This window comes from Sphingomonas sp. GC_Shp_5, assembly GCF_026540855.1.
Classification (GTDB): domain Bacteria; phylum Pseudomonadota; class Alphaproteobacteria; order Sphingomonadales; family Sphingomonadaceae; genus Sphingomonas.
This window is the reverse complement of sequence record NZ_JALNUP010000047.1, coordinates 1-10877: the sequence shown is the minus strand read 5'-3', so window position 1 is coordinate 10877 and position 10877 is coordinate 1. Positions and strand designations below refer to the sequence as shown.

The window sequence follows — 10877 nt, the reverse complement described above, 5'->3', positions numbered from 1 at the left end:
TGCGGCGCCGCAGCCCGAGGTCGAGCCGTTCGACCTGTCGGCCGCGGACGAGATCCAGCCCAATGCCGGTCATGGCGCCGCCGCCGACGACGAATTGGTGCTCGGTGCCGAGACGATGGTGCCGCAGCAGCCCAAGCCGTTTGCCAGCGCCGGCCAGCCCGCGGCAGCAGCACGGCCGGTGCCGACCCCCGCGGCCGACGAGGGTGGCGCGCGGCGCCGCTGGCTTGCGCCGGGCAACGAGGCCCCCGCGGCCGAGCCGGTGGCGCAGCCACGCGTCAAGCTCGGTGGCACGCTGTTCGAGCGGATGTCCAACGCCGCCCGCGGCGCGGCGCGCGAGGACGGCGAGGGCGACGGCAAGGAGCCGCTCGACATCCCGCGCTTCCTGCATCGCCAGAACAACCAGTAAGCACCAGCCCGTCGCCCCGGCCCTTGTGGCCGGGGCGAGGTCGGTTCGGCCCGGAGTGTGCCGGCGGCGGCATGTTCGTCGTTGCCGCGCCTCCATTCACCGCGTGATCGCCGGCCGGACATTGCCGGTTCAGGCGGGCTCGTTTCTATGTCGCCGGTCCCCATGCGCTTCTTGATCCCGGTCTTTCTCGCCCTCGCTCCGGCGCCACTCCTCGCCCAGGCGATGGTGCAGCCGCTGCCCGGCACCACCGATGCCGACCGGCTGGCCGAGCAGATGCGCGCGCTGGCGGTGAACCCGCGCGACGTGAACGCGCTGATCTCGGCGGGCGAGCTGTCGCTGGGGCTGGGCGATCTGAGCGGCGCGGCATCGCTATTCGCGCGGGCGGAGAAGGTGTCGCCGGGCAATGCGGGGATCAAGGCGGGGCAGGGATCGATCCTGGTGCGCTCCGAGCGCCCCGGCGAGGCGCTGCGCTATTTCGCTCAGGCCGAGGCCGCGGGGCTGGCGCCGAGCGCCTTTGCCGCCGACCGCGGCCTCGCCTATGACCTGATCGGCGAGCAGGAGCGCGCCCAGCGCGACTACCGACTGGCGCTGAAGGCCGGGCCGGATGCCGAGATCACGAAGCGCTACGCGCTGTCGCTCGGCATCTCGGGCAAGCGCGATGCGGCGCTGGAACAGCTCGACCCGTTGTTGCGCGGCAGCGATCGCAGCGCCTGGCGGATCCGCGCCTTCGTGCTGGCGATGGGCGGCGATACGGCGGGTGCGGAGAAGATCGCCACCACCATGCTGCCGCCGGGCATGGCCGGGGGGCTGCAGCCGTTCTTCCAACGGCTGCCGTCGCTGCCCGCGACCGACCGTGCCTTTGCGGTGCATTTCGGCGAGGTCCATTCCACCCCGGAGCGGCTCGCCGACGCGCGGCTGGTGCCGCCGCTGGCTGCGCTCGCGCCGGAGCCGCAGCCGGTCTTGCTCGCCGCCACCACCGCCGTGGCCCCCGCGACAGGCAAGAAGGACCGTCGTGGCCGCGCCCGGCCCGGCCGGACGGCGCTCGCCGCGACGACTCCGGCCCAGACGACGCCCGTGCAGACGGCGCCCACGCAGTCGGTTGCGACCCCGCCGCCGGTGCTGGCGCAGGTGCAGCCGTTGCCGGCGCCCGCTGCCGTTCGCGAGACCCGGCCCGCGGCGAGCGCCAGCGCGCCGCTGATGGTCCAGCCGCTGCCGCCACAGATGGCGGCGACGACGACCACGACGGTGACGACCACATCACCATCAACGACGACACAAGCGCGGGTGCCGACGCCGAGCCCGCAGGTCGCGATGGTGGCGAGCAGCCAGCCGACGCCGGCGGTGACCTTCAGCCGGCCGCCCGCGGTTGCGGCCGTGCAGCCGAGTGCCGTGCCGACGCGGCCAGCGGTGGTGGCAAGCCAGAACGGTGGGATCGCGGGGTCGTCGCCGAGCACCGCCGCCACGGTCGTGCCGGCGCCGACGGTGGCGGCCAACACGCCGGCGGCCGCGCCGGCATCGGTGATGGCATCGACGCCGGCTGCCCTGCCGCCGGTTGCGACCGACACCACGCCGTCGCCGGCCGAGCATGCGGCCGCGGTGCGCGACACCGAGAATCTGGTGCTGGCGCGGATCATCGCCGGGCTGTCGATCCCGGCATCCGAGCTCGGCGTCGGCGAGCCGGTGAGGGCGGCGGCCCCGGCACCGGCGCCGACGGACGATGCCGCGCGGGTGCTCGCCGAGGCCAAGGCCAAGGAAGCGCGCGATGCGCTCGCCGAAAAGGCGCTTGCCGCCAAGAACGCCGCGGCGAAGCGTGCGGCCGACCGCAAGTCGGTGGCGGACAAGAAGGCGCTGGCGGCCAAGAAGGAAGCCGACGAGGAAAAGGCGGCGGCCGCCAAGGAAGAAGCCGAGGAGCGCAAGCTTGCGCGCGCCAACCCCGAGCGGATCTGGGTGCAGGTCGCCGGCGGCGCCTATGAAGGCGATCTGCCCAAGGCATGGGCCTCGGTAAAGGCCAAGGCGCCGACGGCCTTTGCCGGTCGCCAGGGCTGGACGACGCCGCTGCGCGCGACCAATCGCGTGCTCGCGGGTCCGTTCAAGACCGATGCCGAGGCGCGCGCCTTCGTCAACCAGCTGACCAAGGCGGGAGTGTCGTCCTTCTCCTTCACCAGCGACGCCGGCCAGCCGGTCAAGCGATTGCCCGCCAAATGAGCGCTGCTGCGCCCTGGGCTTCGGACCCGGCGCGCAGCAGAGGTCGCCTCCACGAAGAACAGAACGGGTCCACGCGGGGGCCGCGCGACGCCTTCCAGCGCGATCGCGACCGGATCATCCACTCGATCAGCTTCCGCCGGCTGCGTCACAAGACGCAGGTGTTCATGGCGCCGGACGGCGACCATTTCCGCGTGCGGCTGACCCATAGCCTCGAGGTGGCGCAGATCGGCCGGACGATCGCGCGGGTGCTGGGGCTCAACGAGGATCTCACCGAGGCGCTGTGCCTGGCGCACGACATCGGCCACCCGCCGTTCGGCCATGCCGGCGAGGATGCGCTGAAGGCGGCGCTCGCGGGCGCCGGCGGGTTCGACCACAATGGCCATACGCTGCGTACGCTGATGGAGATCGAGCGACCATATCCGCTGTGGAACGGGCTCAATCTCAGCTGGGAAACGCTCGAAGGCCTCGCCAAGCATAACGGCCCGGTGCGCCATCCCGGCTGGGCGCTGGCGGCGGCGGATGCGGCGCTGCCGCTCGATCTGCTCGGCCATTCGAGCCTGGAGGCGCAGGTCGCCGCGATCGCCGACGACATCGCCTACGACAATCACGACATTGACGACGGGCTGCGGGCGGGGCTGCTGACGCTCGAACAATTGCTCAGCGTGCCGATCGTCGCCGCCGGCTGGGATGTGGCCCGCGCGCGGTTTCCCGATGTCGCTCCCAAGCGGCTGGCGAGCGAGCTGGTGCGCAGCCAGATCGGGGTGATGGTCAACGACCTGATCGGGGAAACGCAGCGGCGGGTGGCCGCGGCGGGCGTGACCAGCGCCGAGGACGTGCGCGCGGCGGGCCATGCGCTGTGCGGCTTCTCGCCGGCGATGCGCGAGCAGGAGCGCGACCTCAAGCGCTTCATGTATGCCAATCTCTACCACCACCCGCGCCAGCTCGCCGCGGCAGATGCGGCGCATGGCATCGTCACTGGGCTGTTCGCGGCCTATGGCGCGGACCCGGGTGCGATGACCGGCGACTGGTGCGACGAGGTACCCCGCGACGAGCCCGGGCGAAGCCGCCATATCGCCGACTTCATCGCCGGGATGACCGACAGGTTCGCGGTGGCGCGCTATCGCGAGCTGGTGGGTCCGATCGATCTGCCCGAGGGGTTCTGAGGCCGCAGGACGGTGCGTTCTACCCCCGTCCGTTCGCCCTGAGCTTGTCGAAGGGCATGTGTCCGACGGTGCTTCGACAGGCTCAGCACGAACGGGGTGAGATGTGGGCGGGATCCGATTCGCCCCGGCGCTTGGCGGCGGGCGGGAGTCTCACCGTGCTTCGACAATTTCGACGCGAACGAGGTGAGGTGGTGGAGCTCACGAGCGACAGCACGGCTTTTGCACCCTGCCGCCCCTTGGGCTAGGGCCGCCCGATGACGCTTTATACCCGCTTCGCCGCGCATCTGGATGCGGCGCTCGACGCCTTGGTCGCTGCCGGTTCGCTCCCCGAGGGGCTGGACCGCAAGAACGTGACGGTGGAGCCGCCGCGCGATACCAGCCATGGCGATCTTGCCACCAATGCCGCGATGGTGCTCGCCAAGCCGGCCGGGACCAACCCGCGCGCGCTGGCCGAGGCGCTGTCGGCCGAATTGCGCAAGCTCGACGAGGTCGCCGAGGTCAGCGTCGCCGGGCCGGGGTTCATCAACCTGCGCCTCACCGACGACGCGTGGCGCGCAGAGTTGACCGCGATCGAGGCGGCGGGCGCCGATTACGGCCGCTCGACACAGGGCGCGGGGGTGACCGTCAACATCGAATATGTCTCCGCCAACCCGACCGGGCCGATGCACATGGGCCATTGCCGCGGCGCGGTGGTGGGCGATGCGCTGGCGAGCCTGCTCGAATTCGCCGGCCACACCGTGATCCGCGAATATTATGTCAACGATGCCGGCGGCCAGGTCGACGTGCTCGCGCGCTCGGTGCACCTGCGCTACCGCGAGGCGCTCGGCGAGACGATCGCGATCCCCGAGGGGCTGTATCCGGGCGACTATCTGGTGCCGGTGGGGCAGGCCCTCGCCGCTGAATTTGGGGATCGCTACGTCGACGCGCCCGAGGCCGAATGGCTGGCGCTGTTCCGCACCCGCGCCGTGGCGGCGATGATGGTGATGATCCGCAGTGATCTCGCGCTGCTCGGCATCCATCACGATCTGTTCTCGTCCGAGGCCGAGCTGCAGGCCGAGGGCAAGCCCGAGGCGGCGGAGGCCGAGCTGCGCGCGCGCGGGCTGATCTATGACGGCGTGCTCGAGGCGCCAAAGGGCGAGACGCCCGACGACTGGGAGCCGGTGGAGCTGCCGCTATTCCGCTCCACCGCGTTCGGCGACGACCAGGACCGGCCGATCAAGAAGTCGAACGGCCAGTGGACCTATTTCGGCGCCGATCTCGCTTATCATTTCCAGAAGAGCCAGACCGCCGACCAGCTGATCGACATCTGGGGCGCCGACCATGCCGGCACCGTCAAGCGGATCGTCGCCGCGGTGGCGGCGCTGACCGGCGGCAAGACCCGGTTCGACGTCAAGCTCGTCCAGATGGTGCGGCTGCTGCGCGGCGGCGAGCCGGTCAAGATGTCCAAGCGCGCGGGCAATTTCGTGACGCTCGCCGATGTCGTCCGCGAGGTCGGCAAGGACGTGGTGCGCTTCACCATGCTCACCCGCCGCTCGGATGCGCAGATGGACTTCGATTTCGCCAAGGTGGTGGAGGCCTCGAAGGACAATCCGGTGTTCTACGTGCAATATGCGCATGCGCGGGTAGCCTCGCTGCACCGGCGCACCGCCGAGGCGGGGATCGCGGCGGGGGCGGCCGACCTGTCCCGCCTTGATACGGAAGAGCTCGCGCTGGTGAAGCTCGCGGCGCAATTTCCGCGGGTGGTCGAGACCGCCGCGACGGCGAGCGAGCCGCACCGGATTGCGTTTTATCTCTACGACTTGGCTGCCGCCTTCCATGCCTTGTGGAACGTCGGCAACGACCGCCCGGACCGGCGCTTCCTGGTGGTCGACGATGCCGAGGCGACTCGCGCACGTCTGTTCTTGGCGTCGGCCGTTGCGCAGATTATTCATAACGGGCTCGCTATCATGGGCGTGGTAGCGGTGTCGGAGATGAAGTGATGGCCGAGGGACTGGATCTGCGCGAAGAGGACCGGCTGCCCTGGCTCGAGACCGTCGAGCCGGACGAGGACGAAGGCCCGCCGATTGGCAAGGTGATCGCGCTGGTCGTGGTCGGCCTCGCCGTGCTCGCCGCAATCGTGTTCGGCATCTACAAGCTGCAGACCCACAAGGTTGCGGACGGTGAGATCATCGCCGCGCAGGACGGCGACTATAAGGTCAAGCCCGACGATCCCGGCGGCCTCAAGGTGAAGGGCGAAGGCGACGCCGCGATCGCGACCAGCGCCGGCAAGGCGGGCAATGGCGCGATCGATCTCAACGCGGTGCCCGAGAAGCCGGTCGACGGCCACCGGGTGACGCCAGGTGCCAAGCCGGCGGGCACGGGAGGCAGCAACGCGGTTGCCCAGGTGCCCGCATCGGGCGGTCGCCTGGTCGCCACCGCACCGGTGGCGGTGGCGCACAACCGCGCCGCCACGGTCGCGGGTGGCGGCGCGCTGGTCCAGCTCGGCGCCTATCCGAGCGAGACGGTCGCCAATGCGGCCTGGAACGGCTTCGCCAAGCGCTTCAGCTATCTCGCGCCGCTCGGCAAATCGGTCCAGCCGGTCGCGACCGGCGGGCGGACGCTGTATCGCCTGCGGGTCAATGCCGGCAGCGCCAACCAGGCTGCCGATATCTGCGGGCGGCTGCGGGTGGCGGGCGAAAGCTGCTTCGTCGCGAGCTGAACCGCGCCATTGGGCGGCGTAGCGAGCATCAGGATAGAGGATGTTTGGCCGCGCCGCCCGACTAGGCTAGGCCAGGCGGCATGAAGCCAGTCATCTTCGGCCTCTCGGGCCTTGCGCTTACGCCAGCGGAACGCGCCTTCTTCGCCGCGGTGGAGCCTGCGGGCTACATCCTGTTCAAGCGCAACATCCAGGATCGCGGCCAGGTCAGGGCGCTAACCGATTCGCTGCGCGCGCTGAGCGGGCGTGACGAGCTGCCGATCCTGATCGACCAGGAAGGCGGCCGGGTGGCGCGGATGGGGCCGCCGGCATGGCCAGCGTTCCCGGCAGGGCCGGCGTTCGACGAACTCTACAAGCAGGCGCCGATGTCGGCGATCCAGGCGATGCGCGCCAATGGCCAGGCGCTGGGGCTGATGCTGAGCGAGGTCGGCATCACCGTGAATTGCGCGCCGCTGCTCGACGTCGTCCAACCCGACACCACCGAGGCGGTCGCCTGCCGCGCCTATGGCAGCGAGCCGATGCAGGTCGCGGCGCTGGGGCGGGCGATGCTCGAAGGGCTGGCGGCGGGCGGCGTGATCGGCGTCGTCAAGCACATGCCCGGGCATGGCCGCTCGCAGCTCGACAGCCATTACGACCTGCCGACCGTCACCGCGGCTGCCGCCGACCTCGAGGTGGATGTCGAACCGTTCCGCACCCTTGCCCACGCGTCGATGGGGATGACCTCGCACATCGTGTTCCAGGCCTGGGACGCCGAGCGGCCGGCGACGCTGTCGCCGATCGTCATCGAGCAGGTGATTCGCGGCCAGATCGGCTTCGACGGGCTGCTGATGACCGACGACATCGACATGAAGGCGCTGAGCGGGACCGCGGGGGACAAGGCCGCCGCGGCGATCGCCGCCGGCTGCGACCTGGTGCTCGACTGCTGGGCGCGGATGGACGAGATGGTCGAGATCGCCGGCCGACTGGGCGAGATCAGCGCTGCGGCGCGCGCGCGGCTGGAGCGGGCAATGGCCGGCCGCGGGGCGCCGCACGGTGAGTTCGACGGGCTGATCGCGCGGCGGGATCAAATCCTGCTGCTGGCGTGAACCCGCATAAGTAAAGAGGGATGGTGGTGGCGGGCGGCAAGCGATGCCGTTGCCCATCATCGGCTGATCGCCCTACACACGCCGTATGGCCAGTGACGCCGACACGCTGACGCTCGACATCGAGGGATGGGAAGGGCCGCTCGACCTGCTGCTTGCGCTGGCGCGATCGCAGAAGGTGGATTTGCGCGCGATCTCGATCCTGGCGCTGGTGGAGCAATATCTCGGCTTCATCGAGCGGGCGCAGGCGCTGCGGCTGGAGATCGCCGCCGATTATCTGGTGATGGCGGCGTGGCTGGCCTATCTCAAATCGGCGCTGTTGCTGCCGCGTGATCCCGAGCAGGAGCCGAGCCCCGAGGAGCTGGCGCTGCGCCTGCAACTGCGGCTCGAGCGGCTCGGCGCGATGCGCGAGGCCGGCGCGCGGCTGATGGCGCGCGACCGGCTGGGGCGCGACGTGTTCGTGCGCGATGCGCCTCGGGGGTTGCGGACGGTGCGCAAGGCACAGTGGCAGGCGGAGATCTATGATCTGATCGCCGCCTACGGCCGGATCAGCGCGCGGACGAGGCCGGTGATGCATGTCGTTGCCGATCGCGAAGTGGTGACGCTGGAGGCGGCGTTGGAGCGGATCTCGGCGCTGATCGGTGCGCGGATCGACTGGAGCACGATCGAGAGCTTCTTGCCGGACGGATCGGACCGGTTGCGCAAATCGGCGCTGGCCTCATCGTTCCTGGCGGCGCTGGAGCTCGCGAAGCAGGGCCGGGTGGAATTGCGCCAGCAATCGCCGTTCGCGCCGCTGTATGTGCGAGCGTTGCGGTGACGCCACCCGACGAGTTCGTCCGCGCGGTGGAGGCGGTGCTGTTCGCGGCCGCCGAGCCGCTGACGGTGGAAGCGATCCGCGCGCATGCCGGCGAGGGCGACGTGCGCGCGGCCTTGGCGCGGCTGACCGGCGATTATGCCGGACGCGGCATCGGCATCGTCCGCCGTGGCGACCGCTGGCATTTCGAGACGGCGGCGAACATGGCGCACCTGCTGCGCCGTGATCGCGAGGAACCGCGCAAGCTCAGCCGCGCCGGGATCGAGACGCTGGCGATCATCGCCTATCACGAGCCTGTCACCCGCGCCGAGATCGAGGCGATCCGCGGGGTGCAGATCAGCAAGGGCACGCTCGACGTGCTGATGGAGGCCGGCTGGGTGCGCCCCGCCGGCCGCCGCGAGGTGCCCGGACGGCCGCTGATGTTCGCGACCACGCCCGGGTTCCTTGCCCATTTCGGGCTGGAAAGCCGGCGCGATCTGCCCGGGATCGCCGACCTCAAGGCTGCCGGGCTGCTCGACCCGGTGGATCTGGCGATGATGGAGGCGGACACGGCTTTGGAGGTGGCCAAGGCGGCCGAAACGGACTAGATAGACATTCGTTTCAGGAGACATGCCATGGGCAGCTTCAGCCCGATTCACCTTCTCGTGCTTGCCGTCGTGGCCATCTTGTTGCTTGGCGGCGGTCGTTTCTCGAACCTGATGGGCGATGTCGCCAAGGGTGTGAAGAACTTCAAGAAGGGCATGGCCGAGGAAGACGCCGAGGATCGCAAGCCATCGGCGCGCATCGAGGCGCAGAAGTCCGCCGAGCCTGCGTTCGACCGTGATGGCGAGCGCGTGCGCGACGACCGCTAAGTCCCTTCTGCTCCGACGCTAGGCGCTCATGTTCGGTATCGATTCGTCCGAATTCCTCGTGGTGGCGCTCGTCGCGCTGGTCGTGATCGGACCCAAGGACCTGCCCAAGGCGATGCGGGTCGTCGGCTATTGGGTCGGCAAGGCGCGCGGCGTCGCGCGCCAGTTTCGCGAAGGCTTCGACAACATGGTGCGCGAGGCTGAACTCGAAGAGATGGAAAAGCGCTGGGCGGCAGAGAATGAGCGGATCATGCGCGAGCATGCGGCGCCTGCAGCCGACGTCGCAGTGCCAGCGGACGGCGAGCCTGCCGTGGGCGAGACCCCGGTGCTGGCCGATCAGCATGCCGGTCACGAAACCGATCATCGGGCCGATCAGGCCGACCAGCATGCCGATCAGCCGATCATGGTCGAGAAGCCGGTGGTGACCGCCGCGCCGGCCGATCATGCTGCGCCCAAGCCTGAAGGGGCGCCCTCATGAGCGACGACGCCGAGATCGACGCCAGCCGTGCGCCGTTGCTCGAACATCTGGTCGAGCTACGCCGGCGGCTGCTCTATTGCATCGTGTCGGTCGTCGTCTGCTTCGGCGTGGCGATGTATTTCGTCGAGCCGATCTTCGCTTTCCTGCTGAGGCCGCTGTCCAACGCCGGGCAGAAGGAAGTGATCTTCACCACCGTCTATGGCGGTTTCTTCACCGAGGTGAAGCTCGCGTTCTTCGCAGCGATGATGCTGAGCTTCCCGGTGATCGCCAACCAATTGTGGCGGTTCATCGCGCCAGGGCTCTACCGCAAGGAAAAGCGGGCGCTGCTGCCGTTCCTGCTCGCGACACCGGTGCTGTTCATCGCCGGCGCATCGATGGCCTATTTCGTCGCGGTGCCGATGGCGCTGCACTTCCTGCTTGGTTATTCGGGCATGGTCGGCGGCGTGAAGCGCCAGGCGCTGCCTGACATTGCCGAATATCTGCGCTTCATCATGCAATTCCTGTTTGGCTTCGGCATCGCCTTCCTGCTGCCGGTGTTGCTGATGCTGCTCGAGCGGGCCGGGATCGTCACCCGCCAGCAGCTGATCGGCGCGCGCCGCTACTCGATCGTTGCCGCCTTCGCGATCTCGGCGGTACTGACGCCGCCCGACGTCGGCTCGCAGCTGCTGCTCGCGATCCCGCTGTGCATCCTCTACGAGGCCGCGCTGATCGGGATCTGGTTCACCGAGCGCAAGCGCGCCCGGGAAGCCGCGCTGGTCGAGACCGCCGACGTCTGACGCCGGCGCGCGATTGGCGGGCAGGCGCTGCCGGCTGGCCAGGCCATCGGGCACAAAAAAGCCCTCGCTTCCGGTGGAAGCGAGGGCTTTTTCGTTCAGCCGGGTAACAGCTTACTTGGCGCCTTCAGCCGCACCAGCGACCGCGTCGCCTGCCGAGCTGACGTCGCGGCCTGCACCCTTGACGGTGTTGCACGCGCTGACCATGAGCGCGCCGGCGACCAGTGCCAGACCAACAAATTTACGCATGAGATTCCTCCTGAACGAGCATGAATGCCGTCAATGGGAATGATCGGGGCAGCGATTTCGTTCCGGCCGCGCAACCGGTTTTTGCCGCATCGCACCGTAAGTTGCGGGGAGAGTAAACGCGGAGGAATGATTAAGGCCCGGAAGCCTGTCTCTTATACACATCT

At 69.4% G+C, this 10877-nt stretch carries 11 protein-coding genes and 1 pseudogene; 11 read left to right on the top strand and 1 reads right to left on the bottom strand.

The genetic code is table 11. From position 1 onward, the window contains the following. From OXR60_RS19445 to tatC, 11 genes and pseudogenes are all read left to right on the top strand, one after another. Positions 1 to 406, top strand: a pseudogene (locus tag OXR60_RS19445) (cell division protein FtsZ); the annotation flags it as partial. Positions 407 to 568: 162 nt separating this feature from the next. After that, entirely contained in the window at positions 569 to 2611 is a 2043-nt protein-coding gene (locus tag OXR60_RS19440; RefSeq protein ID WP_267397706.1) for an SPOR domain-containing protein, read from the top strand. Next, positions 2608 to 3774, top strand: coding sequence for a deoxyguanosinetriphosphate triphosphohydrolase (locus OXR60_RS19435; RefSeq protein WP_267397705.1), 1167 nt, complete (start codon positions 2608 to 2610; stop codon positions 3772 to 3774). The genes OXR60_RS19440 and OXR60_RS19435 overlap by 4 nt, the downstream gene beginning before the upstream one ends. Positions 3775 to 4028: 254 nt before the next feature. Then, on the top strand, positions 4029 to 5753 hold the full coding sequence (gene argS, locus OXR60_RS19430) for an arginine--tRNA ligase (RefSeq protein WP_267397703.1): 1725 nt from the start codon (positions 4029 to 4031) through the stop codon (positions 5751 to 5753). After that, on the top strand, positions 5753 to 6472 hold the full coding sequence (locus tag OXR60_RS19425) for an SPOR domain-containing protein (RefSeq protein ID WP_267397701.1): 720 nt from the start codon (positions 5753 to 5755) through the stop codon (positions 6470 to 6472). The genes argS and OXR60_RS19425 overlap by 1 nt, the downstream gene beginning before the upstream one ends. A gap of 80 nt (positions 6473 to 6552) precedes the next feature. Beyond that, the gene (locus tag OXR60_RS19420) at positions 6553 to 7554 is read left to right on the top strand and encodes a glycoside hydrolase family 3 N-terminal domain-containing protein (protein WP_267397700.1); all 1002 of its coding nucleotides are present in this window, start codon (positions 6553 to 6555) and stop codon (positions 7552 to 7554) included. A gap of 85 nt (positions 7555 to 7639) precedes the next feature. After that, positions 7640 to 8368 carry a ScpA family protein gene (locus OXR60_RS19415; RefSeq protein WP_267397699.1) on the top strand — a complete coding sequence of 243 codons (729 nt, stop codon included), beginning with the start codon at positions 7640 to 7642 and terminating at the stop codon, positions 8366 to 8368. Next, positions 8365 to 8952, top strand: a complete 588-nt coding sequence (gene scpB, locus OXR60_RS19410) for an SMC-Scp complex subunit ScpB (RefSeq protein ID WP_267397697.1) — start codon at positions 8365 to 8367, stop codon at positions 8950 to 8952. The genes OXR60_RS19415 and scpB overlap by 4 nt, the downstream gene beginning before the upstream one ends. A gap of 27 nt (positions 8953 to 8979) precedes the next feature. Further along, the gene (locus OXR60_RS19405; protein WP_267397696.1) at positions 8980 to 9216 is read left to right on the top strand and encodes a Sec-independent protein translocase subunit TatA; all 237 of its coding nucleotides are present in this window, start codon (positions 8980 to 8982) and stop codon (positions 9214 to 9216) included. Positions 9217 to 9244: 28 nt separating this feature from the next. After that, entirely contained in the window at positions 9245 to 9691 is a 447-nt protein-coding gene (gene tatB, locus OXR60_RS19400; RefSeq protein WP_267397694.1) for a Sec-independent protein translocase protein TatB, read from the top strand. Next, positions 9688 to 10467, top strand: a complete 780-nt coding sequence (tatC, locus tag OXR60_RS19395) for a twin-arginine translocase subunit TatC (protein WP_267397693.1) — start codon at positions 9688 to 9690, stop codon at positions 10465 to 10467. The genes tatB and tatC overlap by 4 nt, the downstream gene beginning before the upstream one ends. 111 nt (positions 10468 to 10578) lie before the next feature. Here tatC and OXR60_RS19390 read toward each other — a convergent pair whose 3' ends face one another. Next, positions 10579 to 10713 carry an entericidin A/B family lipoprotein gene (locus OXR60_RS19390; RefSeq protein ID WP_267397691.1) on the bottom strand — a complete coding sequence of 45 codons (135 nt, stop codon included), beginning with the start codon at positions 10711 to 10713 and terminating at the stop codon, positions 10579 to 10581. Positions 10714 to 10877 lie beyond the last annotated feature (164 nt).

Bases quoted from the DNA above. Each gene is read 5' to 3' on its own strand.
- OXR60_RS19440 (WP_267397706.1), top strand. From the start codon at position 569: ATGCGCTTCTTGATCCCGGTCTTTCTCGCCCTCGCTCCGGCGCCACTC.
- OXR60_RS19435 (WP_267397705.1), top strand. From the start codon at position 2,608: ATGAGCGCTGCTGCGCCCTGGGCTTCGGACCCGGCGCGCAGCAGAGGT.
- argS (WP_267397703.1), top strand. From the start codon at position 4,029: ATGACGCTTTATACCCGCTTCGCCGCGCATCTGGATGCGGCGCTCGAC.
- OXR60_RS19425 (WP_267397701.1), top strand. From the start codon at position 5,753: ATGGCCGAGGGACTGGATCTGCGCGAAGAGGACCGGCTGCCCTGGCTC.
- OXR60_RS19420 (WP_267397700.1), top strand. From the start codon at position 6,553: ATGAAGCCAGTCATCTTCGGCCTCTCGGGCCTTGCGCTTACGCCAGCG.
- OXR60_RS19415 (WP_267397699.1), top strand. From the start codon at position 7,640: ATGGCCAGTGACGCCGACACGCTGACGCTCGACATCGAGGGATGGGAA.
- OXR60_RS19405 (WP_267397696.1), top strand. From the start codon at position 8,980: ATGGGCAGCTTCAGCCCGATTCACCTTCTCGTGCTTGCCGTCGTGGCC.
- tatB (WP_267397694.1), top strand. From the start codon at position 9,245: ATGTTCGGTATCGATTCGTCCGAATTCCTCGTGGTGGCGCTCGTCGCG.
- tatC (WP_267397693.1), top strand. From the start codon at position 9,688: ATGAGCGACGACGCCGAGATCGACGCCAGCCGTGCGCCGTTGCTCGAA.
- OXR60_RS19390 (WP_267397691.1), bottom strand. From the start codon at position 10,713: ATGCGTAAATTTGTTGGTCTGGCACTGGTCGCCGGCGCGCTCATGGTC.